Source organism: Bradyrhizobium australafricanum, assembly GCF_020329495.1.
Lineage (GTDB): Bacteria > Pseudomonadota > Alphaproteobacteria > Rhizobiales > Xanthobacteraceae > Bradyrhizobium > Bradyrhizobium australafricanum.
In genome coordinates, this window is sequence record NZ_JAGKJL010000006.1 from 156682 (window position 1) to 173718 (window position 17037).

The 17037-nt window shown below is 65.1% G+C and carries 16 protein-coding genes; 9 read left to right on the top strand and 7 right to left on the bottom strand.

The features are described from left to right. Positions 1–62: 62 nt before the first annotated feature. A complete protein-coding gene (locus J6525_RS08045) occupies positions 63–1430 on the bottom strand; it encodes an NAD(P)/FAD-dependent oxidoreductase (protein ID WP_225643470.1) in 1368 nt (455 codons plus the stop codon). Between the two features lie 77 nt (positions 1431–1507). On the opposite strand from J6525_RS08045, the gene J6525_RS08050 reads away from it, so the two are divergent. The 4 genes from J6525_RS08050 to J6525_RS08065 all read left to right on the top strand — a co-directional run bounded on the left by J6525_RS08050 (position 1508) and on the right by J6525_RS08065 (position 5559). Then, positions 1508–2362, top strand: a complete 855-nt coding sequence (locus J6525_RS08050) for a VOC family protein (RefSeq protein ID WP_225643472.1) — start codon at positions 1508–1510, stop codon at positions 2360–2362. Between the two features lie 115 nt (positions 2363–2477). Further along, positions 2478–3800, top strand: coding sequence for an ABC transporter substrate-binding protein (locus tag J6525_RS08055; RefSeq protein WP_225643474.1), 1323 nt, complete (start codon positions 2478–2480; stop codon positions 3798–3800). After that, a complete protein-coding gene (locus tag J6525_RS08060; protein WP_225643476.1) occupies positions 3797–4738 on the top strand; it encodes a carbohydrate ABC transporter permease in 942 nt (313 codons plus the stop codon). The genes J6525_RS08055 and J6525_RS08060 overlap by 4 nt, the downstream gene beginning before the upstream one ends. Further along, a complete protein-coding gene (locus tag J6525_RS08065) occupies positions 4735–5559 on the top strand; it encodes a carbohydrate ABC transporter permease (RefSeq protein WP_225643477.1) in 825 nt (274 codons plus the stop codon). The genes J6525_RS08060 and J6525_RS08065 overlap by 4 nt, the downstream gene beginning before the upstream one ends. 144 nt (positions 5560–5703) lie before the next feature. On the opposite strand, the gene J6525_RS08070 is transcribed toward J6525_RS08065, so the two are convergent. After that, positions 5704–6315, bottom strand: a complete 612-nt coding sequence (locus tag J6525_RS08070; protein WP_225643479.1) for an LOG family protein — start codon at positions 6313–6315, stop codon at positions 5704–5706. Between the two features lie 104 nt (positions 6316–6419). Then, the gene (locus J6525_RS08075; protein ID WP_092082508.1) at positions 6420–7097 is read right to left on the bottom strand and encodes a cysteine hydrolase family protein; all 678 of its coding nucleotides are present in this window, start codon (positions 7095–7097) and stop codon (positions 6420–6422) included. 226 nt (positions 7098–7323) lie between these two features. Between J6525_RS08075 and J6525_RS08080 the strand changes: the two genes are divergently transcribed. Further along, complete coding sequence (locus J6525_RS08080; protein WP_028339439.1) at positions 7324–8337, top strand: formamidase; 1014 nt, start codon at positions 7324–7326, stop codon at positions 8335–8337. A 13-nt stretch (positions 8338–8350) separates the two neighbouring features. On the opposite strand, the gene J6525_RS08085 is transcribed toward J6525_RS08080, so the two are convergent. Next, a complete protein-coding gene (locus J6525_RS08085; protein WP_225643482.1) occupies positions 8351–9421 on the bottom strand; it encodes a YeiH family protein in 1071 nt (356 codons plus the stop codon). Positions 9422–9507: 86 nt separating this feature from the next. Between J6525_RS08085 and J6525_RS08090 the strand changes: the two genes are divergently transcribed. Further along, positions 9508–10479 (top strand): LysR substrate-binding domain-containing protein, encoded by a 972-nt coding sequence (locus J6525_RS08090; protein WP_225643483.1) that lies wholly within the window; start codon positions 9508–9510, stop codon positions 10477–10479. Here J6525_RS08090 and J6525_RS08095 read toward each other — a convergent pair. The 3 genes from J6525_RS08095 to J6525_RS08105 form a co-directional block, all read right to left on the bottom strand. After that, complete coding sequence (locus J6525_RS08095; RefSeq protein WP_038377517.1) at positions 10427–10648, bottom strand: hypothetical protein; 222 nt, start codon at positions 10646–10648, stop codon at positions 10427–10429. The two genes, J6525_RS08090 and J6525_RS08095, sit on opposite strands and share 53 nt — an antisense overlap. Positions 10649–10797: 149 nt before the next feature. After that, the gene (locus J6525_RS08100) at positions 10798–12036 is read right to left on the bottom strand and encodes an ATP-binding protein (RefSeq protein ID WP_225643485.1); all 1239 of its coding nucleotides are present in this window, start codon (positions 12034–12036) and stop codon (positions 10798–10800) included. 200 nt (positions 12037–12236) lie between these two features. Then, on the bottom strand, positions 12237–13508 hold the full coding sequence (locus tag J6525_RS08105) for an allantoate amidohydrolase (RefSeq protein ID WP_225643487.1): 1272 nt from the start codon (positions 13506–13508) through the stop codon (positions 12237–12239). A 373-nt stretch (positions 13509–13881) separates the two neighbouring features. Here J6525_RS08105 and J6525_RS08110 point away from each other — a divergent pair, with 373 nt between their 5' ends. From J6525_RS08110 to J6525_RS08120, 3 genes are read left to right on the top strand one after another with little or no spacing between them, the layout of a single operon-like run. After that, positions 13882–14991 carry a BMP family ABC transporter substrate-binding protein gene (locus J6525_RS08110; protein ID WP_225643488.1) on the top strand — a complete coding sequence of 370 codons (1110 nt, stop codon included), beginning with the start codon at positions 13882–13884 and terminating at the stop codon, positions 14989–14991. Further along, entirely contained in the window at positions 14988–16097 is a 1110-nt protein-coding gene (locus J6525_RS08115; RefSeq protein WP_225643491.1) for an ABC transporter permease, read from the top strand. Before J6525_RS08110 ends, J6525_RS08115 begins: the two co-directional genes overlap by 4 nt. Before the next feature lies 1 nt (position 16098). After that, complete coding sequence (locus tag J6525_RS08120; RefSeq protein ID WP_018270387.1) at positions 16099–17025, top strand: ABC transporter permease; 927 nt, start codon at positions 16099–16101, stop codon at positions 17023–17025. The last annotated feature ends 12 nt before the right edge of the window (positions 17026–17037 follow it).

Consider the following 17037-nt stretch of genomic DNA (forward strand, 5'->3'; position numbering starts at 1 on the left):
CTCGGGCGGCTTGCCCCTCCATGCCCTTTATCTCGCGTGCGTGGCGCGACGTTGCTCCGCGCTTACCGTGAACGGCGCGAGGCGAGGAAATACTCCGCCCAGCGCAGCAACTCGAAACGATCGCCCTTGACCAGCTCCTGCGCGTCGCGGCGCCGGTAGAGCACCAGCATCCAGGGCGCCAGCTTGCGGAGCAAGCCATGCGCCACGTACTGCACCGGCTCGGTGAACGGCAGCGCCAGCTCGCTTTCCGGCACGCCCTGCACCGCGCGCGCCAATTCGCGGCCGAGCGGAATCGTCAACGCGACCGCGCGGCCATTGCAGCCGGTCCAGCCATAGGCGTTCGGACCCAGCCGGTGCATGCGCGGCAGGAAATCCGCGGTCATCCCGACATAGCCGTTCCAGACATAGTCGAAGGAGACCTCGCCGATCTGCGGCCACAGGCGCTGCAGCCGCTCGGTCACCCGTGCCTTCAGCCGCCCGGTCTTGTCGCCCGGGCCGAGCACAGCACCACCGGTGACGAGGCGGTTGCGGGCGTCGTAGCGCGCGAAATAGAGTTCGCCATGGGTGTCCGACATCGCCTGCCGGCCGGGAATGATGGTCTTGCGCACATTGTCCGACAGCGGCTGCGTCGCCATCTGCCACGACAGCACCGGCATCACCTCGGTCGCGATTTCGGGCACCAGTGATTTCGCGAACTCGCCGCTATAGGCATTGGTCGCGACCACCAGCGCGCGGCCGGAGATTTCACCCTTTTCCGTCTTCACCACCCAGCGATCGCCGCGGCGCTCGAAACTGAGTGCCGGCGAGCGGGCATAGATCCGCGCACCGAGGCCGAGCACGGTGCGCGCAAGGCCGCGCGCCAGCGCCAGCGGATTGACGTGGCCGCCGGTCCTGTTCCAGAAGCCGCCGTACCACGCATCCGAGCCGAGCATGTCGCTGGTCTGGTCGCGCGACAGCAATTCGACCGGCGCGCCGAATTTCGACCATTGCTGCACCCGCCGCTCGGCGATCTTGATGCGGCCGGGCGAATGCACCGGCTGCACCCAGCCGGCCTGCTCCTGCTCGGCCTCGATGTTGTAACGCCTGACGACGTCGAACAGCATGGCCGCACTGTCGCGCAGCATCGCGACGAAGCGCTCGCCGGCCGCGCCGTGCCTCGCGATGATGTCGTCGGGATCGGGACGCGACAGCGTCGGGATCACCTGGCCGTTGTTGCGCCCCGAGGCGCCCCAACCCGGTTCGGCGGCCTCGACGATCGCGACGTCGACATTGGCCTCGCGCAGATGCAGTGCGGTCGATAGACCCGTGAAGCCGCCGCCGATGATCACGACATCGGCCTGCTGCGCGCCGGTCAGCTCGGGGCAATCAGGGCCGGAGGGCGTCACTGCCGCCCAGAGCGAATTGGGCCAGCGCACGGCATTGCTGTTCATCATGATCCTTCCTTGCGGCCGCCCGGTCATTCTGGTTAGCTAACTCTACTCTCCTATTCCAGCCGGGAAGACAACAAGTGGCACTCAAGAACGTCATCGGAATCGATCACGCCGTGGTCATGGTGAAGGACCTCGACAAGGCGGCCGAGAACTACAAGCGGCTCGGCTTCACCGTGTCGCCGCGCGGCACCCATAGCGCGCATATGGGATCGGGCAATTACACCATCATGTTCGACCCCGATTACATGGAATTGCTCGGCGTGCTGACCCCGACCGAACACAACGCTCCGGCGCGCGCCTTCCTCGAGAAGCGCGGCGAAGGCATCGAACGCATTGCGTTCACCGCGGTGGATTCTGCGCTAGGTGCCGAGGAGATCCGGGCGCGCGGCTATGCGCCGATCGGGCCGACCGATTTCGAACGCCCGGTGACCTTGCCGAACGGCACCGTCTCCGCGGCGAAGTTCCGCACCTTCCAGTGGCCGACCGCGGAGGCGCCCGGCGGCGTCCGCATCTTCGCCTGCCAGCACAAGACCCGCGAGACGGTGTGGATTCCCGAATTGATGACGCACGCCAATGGGGCAAAACGCCTCAAGCAGGTGCTGATCGTCTCGCCCGATCCCGCAGCCGATGCCGCGCATCTCTCCAGGATGATCGACGTCGCCGTCAGGAACGACGCCGACGGTGCGGTTGCGGTGCCGTCCGGCGGCGACCGCGCCGACTTCGTGTTCCTGACCAGGGATCAGCTCGGCAAGCGCTATCCTGGCGTGTCGCTGGATGGCCTGTCCGACCGCGGCGGCGCCGGCCTCGTGATCGCGGCCGATCTTGCCGCGACCGAGAAGGCGCTGGGCTCAGCCGGCGTGAGGAGCGGCAACAGCATCACCGTGCCGCCGGCTTCCGGCAACGGCACCCTGCTCGCTTTCGTCAAGGCATAGCTGCCATACCATGCGCGGCGCAGCGTTATGCAACGGCGCCGCGCATGTGGGACTAGGCACAGAAAGTTGAGGCGCTAGTATCTCTCCCAAACAAGAACCGTCCAGGGAGAGAAACATGTCGCATCACCTGATCTCGCGCCGGCAGATGCTGGCCGGCACCGCGGCCGCCGGCGCGGTCGGATTGACCGGATTTCCGGCCCGCGCCGACGTCAACTGGAAGAAATATTCCGGCACCACGCTCGAGGTGATCCTCGCCAAGGGGCCGCGCGGCGACAATCTGCAAAAATACATCAAGGAATTCACCGAGCTCACCGGCATCAAGGTCGAGTCGGAGCAGATCCCCGAGCAGCAGCAGCGCCAGAAATGCGTGATCGAGCTGTCCTCGGGCAAGCCGAGCTTCGACGTCGTGCACCTCAGCTATCACGTGCAGAAGCGGCAGTTCGAGAAGGCCGGCTGGCTCGCCGACATGTCGGGCTTTCTGAAGGATCCGAGCATGACGCCGCCGGACCTCGTCGAGAGCGATTTCTCGGCGGCCGGGCTGCAATATGCGCGCAACGACAAGGGCCAGATGCTGTCGCTGCCGTGGTCGGTCGACTATTTCATCCTCTACTACAACAAGGAGCTGTTCCAGAAGAAGCGTGTCGAGGTCCCGAAGACGCTCGAGGAGATGGCAATCGCGGCCGAGAAGCTGACCGATCCGAAGGAAGGCATCTACGGCTTCGTCGGCCGCGGCCTGCGCAACGCCAACATGGCGATGTGGACCAACTTCTATCTGAACTATGGCGGCGAATTCCTCGATGCCAAGGGCAACATCCTGACCGATGGCCCCGAGGCGATCGAGGCCACCAAGCTCTATCAGCGCCTGCTGACGAAATGCGCGCCTCCCGGCGTCGCCGGCTTCAACTGGATGGAGTCGATGGCGTCCTTCACGCAAGGCAGGTCCGCGATGTGGATCGACGCCGACGGCTGGGCGCCGCCGCTGGAAGATCCCGCCGCCTCGCGCGTCGTCGGCAAGGTCGGCTACACGCTGGTACCCGCCGGTCCCAAGGGCAAGTTCTCCTCGACCTATGGCGACGGCGTCGGCATCGCCGCGGCGAGCAAGAACAAGGAAGCCGCCTATCTGCTCTGCCAATGGGTGGTCTCGCGCGGACAGGGCGCGCGCCTGCTGCAGGCCGGCGGCGGCGTGCCGTTCCGCAACTCCATCGTCGACGATGCCGAAGTCGCCAAGGGCGTGAAGACCAAGGAATGGCTGCAGTCGGTGGTTGACTCCGCCAAGATCTCCAAGCTCGGCCTGCCCGTCATCATCCCGGTCGCCGAATTCCGCGACATCGTCGGCGCGGCGCTGACCGCGACGCTGTCCGGCGCCGATCCCGCCACCGAGCTGAAAAAGGCGCACGAGCAATTCCGCCCCATCCTGGAGCGTAGCGAAAAAGCGTGAGCGTGGTGACTCAGACTGAGCCGGCGGCAACGACCGAGAGCGTTGCCCCGGCGCGTGAATGGCGTCCGCCGTCCTACTGGCCGTTCGTGGTCCCGGCGCTGGTCGTGGTGCTGGCGGTGATCATCTTTCCGTGGGTGTTCACGATCTGGATGAGCCTGCAGGAATGGAAGGTCGGCTCGCCGACCGTCTTCGTCGGGCTCGCCAACTATTTGCGGCTGCCGACCGATCCGCGCTTCGTCGAGGCGGTCGGGCACACGCTGTCCTACACCGCGCTGTCGGTCGTGCTGCCGCTGGTGTTCGGCACGCTGGCGGCGGTGGTATTCCATCAGAAATTCGCCGCGCGCGGCTTCCTGCGCGGTATCTTCATCATGCCGATGATGGCCACACCGGTGGCGATCGCGCTGGTGTGGACCATGATGTTCCACCCGCAGCTCGGTGTCTTGAACTACCTGCTGTCGCTGGTCGGGCTGCCGCCGCAGCTCTGGGTGTTCAACCCCGCGACGGTGATCCCCTCGCTGGTGCTGGTCGAGACCTGGCAATGGACGCCGCTGGTGATGCTGATCGTGCTCGGCGGCCTCGCTGCGATCCCGACCGAGCCCTATGAGAGCGCGCAGATCGACGGCGCCAATTTCTGGCAGGTGTTCCGCTTCATCACGCTGCCGCTGATCATGCCGTTCCTGTTCATCGCCGGCATGATCCGCATGATCGACGCGGTGAAGAGCTTCGACATCATCTTCGCGATCACGCAAGGAGGGCCGGGCTCGGCGTCGGAGACCATCAACGTCTATCTCTACAGCGTCGCCTTCGTCTATTACGACCTCGGCTACGGCTCGGCGATCGCGGTGGTGTTCTTCCTCCTGATCGTGGCGCTGGCGGCACTGCTGCTTTACTTGCGCAAGCGCCTGCTGTGGACATCTGAACTCGGGGGCGAGGCATGAACCCGCGCCAGATTCTCGGGCGGATCGAACTTTGGCTGTCGGTGTTCGTCATCGTCTCGCCGGCGATCCTGTTCTTCCTCTGGATGGCCTCGCTGTCGCTCAAATTCGAGATCGACAACGCCTCCTATCCGCCGGTGTTCTTTCCGGAGCATATCGCCTGGAAGAACTATGCCGACGTGTTCGCGTCCAACCGATTCCTGACCTATTTCAGCAACAGCCTTGTGGTCACCGGCTGCGCCACGGGCCTTGCGATGCTGGTCGGTGTGCCCGCGGGCTACGGCATCGCGCGGATGGCGGCGCATAAATCGGCGATCGTGATCCTGATCGCGCGCATCACGCCGGGCCTGTCGTATCTGATCCCGCTGTTCCTGCTGTTCCAGTGGCTCGGCCTGCTCGGCACGCTGGTGCCGCAGATCATCATCCACCTCGTGGTCACGGTGCCGATCGTGATCTGGATCATGATCGGCTATTTCGAGACCACGCCGCTGGAGCTGGAGGAAGCCGCGTTGATCGACGGCGCGACGCGCTGGCAGGTGTTCCGCCATGTCGCGCTGCCGATCGCCAAGCCCGGCCTTGCGGTCGCCTTCATCCTCGCGGTGATCTTCTCCTGGAACAACTTCGTGTTCGGCATCGTGCTGGCCGGGCGCGAGACCCGCACGCTGCCGGTCGCGGTCTACAACATGATCTCGTTCGACCAGCTGAGCTGGGGCCCACTCGCAGCCGCCGCACTGATCGTCACCGCACCGGTACTGCTGCTCACCGTGCTGGCGCAGCGGCAGATCGTGGCGGGACTGACGGCGGGTGCGGTGAAGGGCGGTTAGAGCGCGTACTCGTAAATCCGCCCGCCGAATGACGCCTGCGTTACCGTCAGAAGCGGACAAACGACACGTGCTCGGTCATGTCGGCTGACGCCAATAGCGGAAGCCGATGGCACCCGGCCCCATTACGTCTGAGGACACTGAAATCTACATCTTGTCGATGATCGACGAACCACCGACTTCGGACGCGCTCTCTTTAGCAGCGGCCGCGACAATCGCGGGGATTACGTCCTCGGCACGATCAACGATAATGGGTTGAAGCAGGTGGTCTCTGTGAAGGAAACCTGCCCTGCGTATGTGGTCCAGCATTGCCATCATCGGCGCCCAAAAACCTTTGATGTTCACCAGGACCATCGGCTTACGATGCTGCCCAAGCTGGGCCCAAGTCATGATTTCCACGATTTCCTCGACGGTACCGATGCCACCCGGCAGTGCCACGAAGGCATCAGAACGCTCGAACATTCTGTGTTTGCGCTCGTGCATGGTGTCTGTGATCGTCAAGTCTTCGAACATCTTGAGCGCATCAGTCGTCGTTTCCCAGTTTGTGAGAAATCTCGGAATGATCGCGCCGACCTTGCCGCCGTTATTCAGTGTGCCGCGAGCGACCGCGCCCATCACACCATGGGTTCCGCCACCGTAGATCAGCGTCAATCCCGATGCTGCAAGAGCGTGTCCCAATCGTTCGCCTGCCTCGACGTAGGCAACGTCGTGACCGGGCGAAGAGCCGCAATAGACGCAGACTGCTTTGACCTTGCTCATGTGGAGGATAAACGCGAGGCACGGCCATAGCGTCAAGCTTGTTGTGCTCGCCAGAGTCGGCTTTGGGTCACAAAGGCGATATCCCTGACGCGTCCCCTCGCCCTCTAGCCAGCGAGCGCCTCCAGCACCGCGGCTGAATCGGTGACCCAGCCGAAAATGCCGCCCTGGGCCTTGATCATCTTCAGGCCCATCTCGTGGAATTCCGGGAAGTAGGACGCGCAGCCGTCTGATATCACGACGCAGCGGTAGCCGCGGTCGTTGGCCTCGCGCACCGTGGTGTTGACGCAGACTTCGGTGGTGACGCCGCAGACGAGGAGATTCTCGATGCCGTATTTCTGCAGGATGTCGCCGAATTCGGTGGCGTAGAACGCGCCCTTGCCGGGCTTGTCGATCACGATCTCGCTGTCGAGGGGATAGAGCTCCGGAATGATGTCGTGCCCCGCCTCGCCGCGGATCAGGATTCGTCCCATCGGTCCGGGATCGCCGATCCGCAAGCGAGGCGCACCGCGCTCGAGCTTCGCCGGCGGCGCGTCGGAGAGATCGGGCAGATGGCCCTCGCGGGTGTGGACCACGAGCAGCCCGGCGTCGCGCACCGCCGCGAGCACCGCGGCGATCGGCTTCACCGCGCGGGCAAGCCGGCTGACGTCATTGCCGAGCGTCTCGCCGAAGCCCCCTCGCTCCATGAAATCGCGCTGCATGTCGATGATGACGAGCGCGGTCCTGCTCCAGTCGAGCGTGATCGGCTCCGGCTCCGCCGCGATCGTCCCGCTTGAATTCGCCATGACGCACGCCCCGAATGCGAGAAAACCCGCATTTGATTAAGCAAACCGCGTGCCATTGCGCAATGATGCGGCGCATCGCGGCGATCCCGATCAGCAGATGACCGTACGCTGCATTTGCGCATTCTGCGATCTTGCTGGCATGATCGTTGCTAGCTGGGAGCCCGACCGAACGAAGATCATCGTTCGCGAAATGACAGCCCATTTCAAAATAGGCGGGAGGACAGGCATGAATGGACTTGGCGGTCTCAACAAATCACCAAATGGCGTGGTGATCGGACTGGTGCAGCTGCAGTTGCCCGTGGTTGCGACAAGGTCCGACCTGGCACGGCAGACGGAGCGCATCGTATGGATGGTCGGCAAGGCGCGGCGCAACCTCGGAACCATGGACCTCGTCGTGTTCCCCGAATACTCGCTACACGGCCTCTCGATGGATACCAATCCGGAGATCATGTGCCGGCTCGACGGGCCTGAAGTCGCGGCGTTCAAGCGGGCCTGCATCGAGAACAAGATCTGGGGCTGCTTCTCCATCATGGAGTTCAACCCGCACGGCAACCCCTACAATTCCGGCCTGATCATCGACGATCACGGCGATATCAAGCTGTACTACCGTAAATTCCATCCCTGGATTCCGGTCGAGCCGTGGGAGCCCGGCAACATCGGCATTCCCGTGATCGATGGACCGAAAGGCGCCAAGATCGCGCTGATCATCTGCCATGACGGCATGTTCCCGGAAATGGCCCGCGAATGCGCCTACAAGGGCGCGGAGATCATGATCCGCACCGCAGGCTACACCGCGCCGATCCGCGACAGCTGGCGCTTCACCAACCAGGCCAACGCGTTCCAGAACCTGATGGTGACGGCCAATGTCTGCATGTGCGGCTCGGACGGGTCGTTCGACTCGATGGGCGAAGGCATGATCGTCAATTTCGACGGCAGCATCATCGCGCACGGGACCACGGGGCGGGCCGACGAGATCATCACCGCCGAGGTGCGGCCCGACCTCGTGCGCGAGGCGCGGATCAACTGGGGCGTCGAGAACAACATCTATCAGCTCTGGCACCGCGGCTATGTCGCGGTGAAGGGCGGTGCGATGGATTGCCCCTACACGTTCATGCAGGACATGGTGTCCGGCCGCTTCCGCCTGCCTTGGGAAGATCAGGTCAAGATCACCGACGGCACGTCCTGCGGCTTTCCCGCACCGACACGGATGTTCGGCAAGACCGCGAAGGCCGCCGAGTAGCCACCTCCGGCGGCTACTTGAAGAAGTGCACGAGGCCGATGCTCAAGCCCAGCAGCAGCATCAGCGACAGCGTGACGGCGGCCGTCACCCGGCCGCCGACCGTCGAGAGCACCCGCACATCGACACCGAGCCCGAGCGCTGCCATTGAGACGACGGTGAGGATCGCCGCCGTCTTGGTCACCGGCGCGATCGCGATGTCGGGCACGAGCTGGAATGAGCGCAGCGCGGCCAGCGCCAGGAAGCCGATGATGAACCAGGGCACCAGCTTGAACGGGCTGATCGAGGCGGCCTTCGAGGTGCCCTCCCTGGCGGCGCCGGCCTTGCGCCGCCGCGCCACCAGCAGCGAGAGGCCGATCACGATCGGGCCCAGCATCAACACCCGCACCAGCTTGACCAGCGTGCCGATCTGGGTCGAGACGATGCCCGCCGGCACGGTCGCTGCCAGCACCTGCGGCACGGCATAGACGGTGAGGCCGGCGAGGATGCCGTATTGCGTCGCCGTCAGCTTCAGCAGCGGAATCAAGAGCGGCAGGCCGAGCACCATCAGCACGCCGAGAATGGCGGTGAACGAGATCGACGAGGCGATGTCGTCGCCATCGGCCTCGATCACCGGCGCCACCGCCGCGATCGCCGAGTTGCCGCAGATCGAATTGCCGCAGGCGATCAGGATCGCGAGCTTGGTCTTGAGCCCGAGCATCCGGCTGAGGCCATAGCTCACCGCCAGCATGATCGCGACGGTCACCGCGATGGCGCCGATCAGCAGCCCGCCCGACGCCACGATCGCGGCAAAGCTGATGGAGGCGCCGAGCAGCATCACCGCGACCTCGAGCAGCTGCTTGGCGCTGAAGGCAATGCCCGAGCGCCAGCGCGCCGACGGCTCCCAGGCGGTGCGCACCGCCATGCCGAGCAGGATCGCGACGACGAGGGCCTCGATATAGGGATGGTCGAAAACGCGCTCCTCGGCGGCCTGGATGCCGAGCGAGATGACCGTGACGACCCCGCAGAGCAGAATCCCCGGAATGAGCTGGAATATGCGCCGCAGCGCCCCCTGCTTCTGCCCCTGGTCTTGTTCTTGTTCCGGCACAAAATCCTCTTTTCGGAGAAGATTTTATGCGCCATGGCACCCCTCTTGGCTAATATATTTTCGGACTGCCCCGATAGAGAGAAGTTATGTCCCTCAACCTGCATCTGCTCCGCCTGTTCGCGGCCGTGGCGAGAACCGGAAGTTTCTCCCGCGCCGCCGACCTCCTGCACATCAGCCAGCCGGCGATCTCCAAGGGCGTGCGGGATTTCGAGCTGCAGGTCGGCTGCCGGCTGCTCGACCGCACGCCGAAGGGGGTGCGGCCGACCCGGGAGGGCGCGGCGCTGGCGCGGCATGCCGAGACGCTGTTCGCGGCCGAACGCGCCGCCGAGGACGAATTGCAGGCGCTGCGCAACCTCGACAGCGGGTCGCTGCGGATCGGCGCCAGCACCACGATCGCGACCTACATGATCCCGGAATATCTCGGCGTGTTCCACCGTGCCTTTCCCGGCATCGATCTGCACGTCGTCAGCGCCAACACCAGCGATATCGCCGCGCTGATGCTGGGACACGAGATCGAGATCGCGCTGGTCGAGGGACCGGTCGAGGACGAGAATTTGATCAGCGAAGCCTGGCGTACCGACGTGATGGCGCTGATCGCCGGCCCGGATCATCGCTTCGCAGCGGTCCAGGGGCCGATCGACATCCGGTCACTGAACGACGAGATCCTGATCGTGCGGGAACCCGGCTCAGGCACGCGCGAGGTGGTCGCGCTGGCGCTGGCGGCCCACCACGTCGAGCCGCAGCGGACACTCGAGATCGGCAGCACCGAGGCGATCAAGCAGGCGGTGGCGGCCGGCGTCGGCGTCGCCATCGTGTCGATCGCGACGATCGACGATCAGGTGAAGCTCGGAAAGCTGAAGGTGATCCCGATCAAGGGCATCCATATCGAGCGCACGCTCTGGCAGCTGAAATCGCCCGGCCGGCTCGAGGTGCCGGCGGCGGTCGCGTTCGAGGGGATCATTCGGGAGGCGCGCACCGCCAAGGCGGCGCCGCGCGGACCTGCGGCTAGAGCGCGGCGAACAGACCCTGCGCCCAGGCAACGGCATGCTCGAAGCTGAACACGCCTGGCTCGAAATAGACGGCCCGTGCCAGCACGATGCCGACCACCAGCACCCAGAACACGCTGGTGCCCGCGGTCTTCAGCCATTTCGACACGCCCTCGCTCGCGATCGAAGGATCGACCGCGGGGACCGGCTCGCCGAAGGGATCGAATGCGGATTGGCTCATCGTCGTAACCATCAGGAATACCCTGAGAATGTCGCGACGACGGGGGCGGAAGCAAGGGTAGTGGAATGCCTTTTGCGGCGGCTACTTGGAAGGACGTTTTCCGGCTCGAAAACCGGGGAGCATTTCCTTCTCAACGCCCCTTGTGGGCATCAACTGTCGGTTCCGCGCCGCGGCGCCACCCGTGGCAGCGTGATCCGCATGCGTGTCCCCATGCCCGGCGCACTGTCGAGATGGAGCTCTCCGCCCAGCCGGTTCGTGACGATGTTATGAACGATGTGCAGACCAAGCCCGATACGGCCGATATCGCGGCGCGTGGTGAAGAATGGATCGAAGGCTTGCCGCAGCACGTCGTGATCCATCCCGCAACCGTTGTCGGCGAACAGGATCTCGACCTGGTCCGCGCCTGAGGCGCGCAGCCGGATCGTGATCATGCCGCCCTTGCCATCCGGAAACGCGTGCGCCACCGAATTGACGAACAGGTTGGTCAGCACCTGGCCGTAGGGGCCGGGATAGCTGTTCATGGCAAGACCGGGCGGGCAATCGACCTCGAGCGCCAGGTTGTTCTTCGGCAAGGCCGGACGCAGGTTCGAGAGAACCTGCTCGGTCGCCGCGCCGAGATCGAACTGGCTCCGGTCGAAATAGCTGCGATCGACGGCCACCTGCTTGAACGATTGCACCAGATCCGCCGCGCGCTTGAGGTTGCCGACCAGCAGCGACGAGGCGCTTTCGACGACCTCGATGAAATCGCTCAGGCTGGATCGCTTCAGCTTGCCGCGCGCGGCCTCGGCAGCGAAGTCGGCGCATTTCTGCTCCAGCACCGAGGCGACGGTGAGACTGGTGCCCACCGGACTGTTGATCTCGTGCGCGACGCCGGCCACCAGCCGGCCCAGCGCCGCGAGCTTTTCCGCCTCGATCAGCGACGCCTGGGTCTCCTGCAGATGGTGCAACGCCTTCTCGGCTGCGTCGCGCGCGGCGCGGATCTCGCGTTCGCTGCGCTTGCGATCGGTGATCTCTTCGGCCGCAACGTTGACGCCGACGATGCTCCCGTTCGGTTCGCGCTGCGGATGCCAATGCGTGATCCAGCATCGCTCGTCATTGTGGCCGGGGCGCTGGCCGTAAACCTCCACGTCGGTGACGGGCTCTCCGGTCTCCATGATCGACTGAACGATACCTTCGACGGCCGAAGCCAGCGCGGGCACGCAATCGTGCACCGTACGCCCGAGGTGACCTTCGACCGAAATGCCGCAGATCTCGGTGAGACGCTGGTTGATCTGAAGGTAACGGCAATCCGGAGAGAGGTAGGCGAGCCCGATCGGCGCAGTGTCATAGATCAGCTGCAGCGCCGGTTGCTTTGGGAACTGAACGTCCTGGACGACGGACGACCTCATGTCCACTACCCCCCGTTGCACCAAGTCTAGCGCTTCACGCCCGGCCCGCAAATAGGCCAGCTGAGCCGGAAACGGTGGTCTGATCTGTCCGGATCAGGCACGGGTCGGGCCGGCAGCGGCCCCTGAACCGGTGCCTGCGGCGTGCTGACGCAACCTGGACAGCAAGCGCCCCTCAGCGAGGGCCTGCGAAGCGCGCAATTTTAGCTATTCACTGCAACGTGCGGACGAAAATTCTCGACGACGCGCAGCAGCACGCGCGCGCCGATGTCGGCATCGGCGAGCTCGACATGCTCGGCCGGATTGTGGCTGATCCCGCCGCGGCAGCGCACGAAGATCATGCCGATGTCGGCGACATCGATCATCGCCATGCCGTCATGCCCCGCCCCGCTCGGCAGCTCGAACGCGGCATAGCCCTCGGCCGCGACCGCCTCGGCGATCCGGGACTTGAGCCACGGCGCGCAGGGCACGCTGCGGTTCTCGTGGGTGACATCGATCTGCAAGGCGAGGTCGCGGCGTTTTGCGATCGCCTTGATCTGCCGCACGATGTCGGCGACGGCGCGCTTGCGATGCATGTCGTTCTGCGAGCGGATGTCCATGGTGAAGGACACCTTGCCGGGAATCACATTGGTGGCGCCCGGCATCGCGTTGACATAGCCGACGGTGCCGACGAGGCCTTGTTCGTCGGACCTGCAAAACTGCTCGATCGCAACGATGCATTCGGCAGCACCCGCCAGCGCATCGCGCCGCAGCTTCATCGGCACCGTGCCGGCATGGCCGGCGACGCCGGTGAGGCTGGCCGCCAGCCGGGTCGCGCCCGAAATCGCGCTGACGACGCCGACCGGCAGCGCCTTCTCTTCCAGCACGGGGCCCTGCTCGATGTGCAGCTCGACATAACCGAGCAGCTCGCGGCGGGCGCGTGCCGCCTTGCCGATATGATCGGGATCGAGCCCGAACTGGATCAGCGCGTCGCGCATCGACGTGCCGGCGCGATCGCGCGTGTTGAGCACGCTCTCGTCGAACGTGCCGGCGACCGCGCGGCTGCCGAGCAGGGTCGAGGCGAAGCGCACGCCCTCCTCGTCCGCAAAGCCCACGATCTCGATCGCGAACGGCAGTCGCCTGCCGCGCCGGTTCAGATCGGCGACGCAGGCGATTGCGGTGATGACGCCGAGCGGGCCGTCCCATCTGCCGGCGTCGCGCACGGTGTCGTAATGCGAGCCGAGCATCAGCGCCGGCAGCCCCGGCCGCTCGCCCTCGTAGCGGCCGCAGACATTGCCGATCGCATCGAGATGCGCGCTCATGCCGGCCTCGCGCATCCAGGACAGGATGAGATCGGCCGCCTTGCGATGCTCGTCGGTGAGGAAGATTCGCGCCAGATGCTCAGGCGTCTCGGAGATCGTCGCGAGCTGATCAATCCGCGCCACGATCTCTTCGCCAAGGGAAGACGGTTTCGAGGACGATTTTGTCTCGCTCATGCTGTTTCCCATCAATCCAACGCGGCCGGCGGAGCCCGCTTCACTCGTAGCAGGCCCGATCCGATTCACCAGCCGGCAAATGGCGCGTCGTGCGCAGGTCCCGACCGGGCTCGCACCGGCTGTCCGGCGGTTAGCGACTGCTTAACGGTATTGCATACAACAGCGATCGATCGCTCATAAAATAGGCAAATCGATCTCAATCGGCTTCCGAGCGTTCCGGGACCGATCACCATTCTCACATACATTCAATCATTTACGGAAGACTGATCGCCAAACGTGCTCTGGCATGAAGCTTGCGACACTTCCCCCAAGCTCCGCCGTCAGGCGGCTGCGACAAGGACAGGCGGGCCGGACCCGCCGGAGGGAGCAGGCGATGGATTTTGGCAGGATTTCAAGAAGGCATTTATTGCAGGGGAGCGCCGCACTGGCGCTCGGCAGCACGCTTGGCATTCGTGGCGCGGCGGCAGCGGAAACCACGATCGGCTTCATCTATGTCGGGTCGCGCGACGACTACGGCTACAACCAGGCGCACGCGCAAGGAGCCGCGGCGGTGAAGAAGCTTCCCGGCATCAAGGTGGTCGAGGAAGAAAAGGTGCCGGAGACCGATGCAGTCGAGAAGACCATCGAGTCCATGATCAATCTCGACGGCGCCACGCTCATGTTCCCGACCTCGTTCGGCTACTACAACCCGCACGTCCTCAAGATGGCGGGCAAGTTTCCAAAACTGCGCTTCGAGCATTGCGGCGGCCTGTGGTCCGACAAGGACCCGAAGAACGCCGGCAGCTATTTCGGCTATATCGACGAGGCGCAATACATCTCCGGCATCGTGGCCGGCTATTCGACCAAGAGCGGCAAGCTCGGCTTCGTCGCCGCCAAGCCGATCCCGCAGGTGCTGCGCAACATCAACGCATTCACGCTCGGCGCCCGGCTCGCCAATCCGAAGGCGACCACGCAGGTAATCTTCACCGGCGACTGGTCGATGCCGGTCAAGGAAGCCGAGGCGACCAACAGCCTGATCGACCAGGGCGTCGACGTGCTGACCTGCCATGTCGACGGACCGAAGACGATGGTCGAGAACGCCGCGCGCCGCGGCGCTCTTGTATGCGGCTATCACGTCAACCAGTCGCCGCTGGCGCCGAAGGCCTATCTCACCGGCGCCGAGTGGAATTGGGAGGCGCTCTACCCGAAATTCGTCAAGATGATCACCGCGGGCGAAGCGATCCCGAACTTCTATCGCGGCGGCCTCAAGGAAGAGATCGTCAAGGTGTCGCCCTATGGCGAGATGGTGTCCGCCGAGGCGCGCAAGCACGCCGACGACGTCAAGGCCAAGTTCATGTCCGGCGAGTTTACGATCTTCAAGGGCCCGCTCGTCGACAACAAGGGCAAGACGGTGATCGCGTCCGGTACCGATCGCGGCCAGCAGGATCCCGAGCTTGAGAAGATGGACTATCTCGTCGAGGGCGTGATCGGAGCCACCGCGTGACGACGGAAACGGCGGAATCGGTGGAGGCGGCCGGCATCGCTCCGGCCGCCGATCCCGGATTCCTCCAGCGCCACGGCGCGCGCATCGAATACATCCTGATCCCGGGCGCGGCGCTGGTCGGCGCGCTCGCGGTGTTCGGCGGCTTTGTCGCACTCTACGGCAAGAACCCGCTCGATCTGTATTTCTACATGTATTACGGCGCGTTCGGCACCGCCTTCTCCTGGCAGAACACGCTGATCCGCGCCGCGCCGCTGATCCTGACCGCGCTGTGCACGGCGCTGCCGGCACAGCTCGGCATGGTGATCATCGGTGGCGAAGGCGCCCTTCTGATCGGCGCACTGTCGGCGACCGCGGCGGCGCTGGCGCTGCAGGGCGCGGCGCCGATCGTGGTGCAGATCGCCATGGTGATCGCGGGCATGATCGGCGGCGGCCTCTGGATCACGCTGTCGGGCGGCCTGCGGCAATATCGCGGGGTCAACGAGACGATCTCGAGCCTGCTGCTGGTCTATATCGCGCTCGCGATTCTGAACCATCTGGTCGAGGGGCCGATGCGCGATCCGGCGAGCCTCAACAAGCCTTCGACGCGCGAGATCGGCGCCGCCAACATGATCGGCACCATTCCCGGCACCGACGTGCATTGGGGCCTGGTGTTCGGCCTCGTCGCCGCCATCGCCGCCTACATCCTGATCTATCACACCACCTTCGGCTTCGCCGCGCGCGTCGCCGGCGGCAACATCCGCGCCGCCAAGATCGTCGGCCTCGGTGTCGGCAAGCTGATCCTGACCGTCTGCTTCCTCGCCGGCAGCTGCGCGGGGCTTGCCGGCATGATCGAGGTCGCGGCCGTGCAGGGCCGCACCAATGCCAATCTCGCGGCGGGCTACGGCTTCACCGGCATCCTGGTCGCGTTCCTGGCGCGGCAGAATCCGCTGGCGATCATTCCGGTGGCGATCCTGCTCGGCGGCATCTCGGCTTCCGGCGGCCTGTTGCAGCGGCGGCTCGGCCTGCCCGACGCCTCCGTGCTGGTGCTGCAAGGCATCATCTTCGTGTTCGTGCTGGCGAGCGATGCGCTCTACGGGCGCATCGGTTTCCTGAAGGGAAAGTCCTGACATGGCGGATGCATCGCTCGGGCTCTGGACCGTCCCGCTCGCCGTGTTCGGCGGCGCCATCCGCGTCTCGACGCCGTTTTTGTTCGTCAGCCTCGGCGAGTGCATCACCGAGCGAAGCGGCCGCATCAATCTCGGCCTCGAGGGCACGCTGGTGATGGGCGCGATGAGCGCCTACGGCATCTCCTATCTGTCGGGCTCGCCGTGGCTTGGCGTGCTCGCGGCCGGCATCACCGGCGCGCTGTTCGGCGCGCTGCATGCCGGGATCTGCTCGCTGCCGCGGGTCAACGACATCGCGGTCGGCATCGCGCTGATGCTGCTCGGCACGGGCCTCGCGTTCTTCCTCGGCAAGCCGCTGATCGAGCCGACGGCGGCCCGGCTGCCCGCGATCGATTTCGGCTGGTGGAGCGACATCCCGCAGGTCCGCGCGGCGCTGCGCATCAACGTGCTGTTCCTGATCGGCGTCGCGATCGCGCCGCTGCTCTATTGGGCCTTCAGGACCACGCGCTGGGGCCTCTTGATCCGCACCGCCGGCGAGAGCGCCGATGCGGCGCGCGCGATGGGCCATTCGGTACTGCTGATCCGGCTGCGCGCCACCATGGTCGGCGGTTTCCTCGCCGGCATCGGCGGCTCGTTCCTGTCGCTGTTCTATCCGGGCAGCTGGAACGAAGGCCTCTCCTCGGGACAGGGCATCACGGCGGTGGCGCTTGTCATCTTCGCGCGCTGGGACCCGATGCTCTGCCTGTGGGCCTCGCTCGCCTTCGGCGGCGCCGCCGCGCTCGGGCCCGCGCTGCAATCGGTCGGCATCACCTCCGGCTATCATTTGTTCAACGCCGCGCCCTACATCCTGACGCTCGCGATCATGATCATCACCTGCTCGCCGAAGCGCACGCTGACCGGCGCACCCGCCGAATTGTCCATCACCCGATAGCATCTCGAAAGA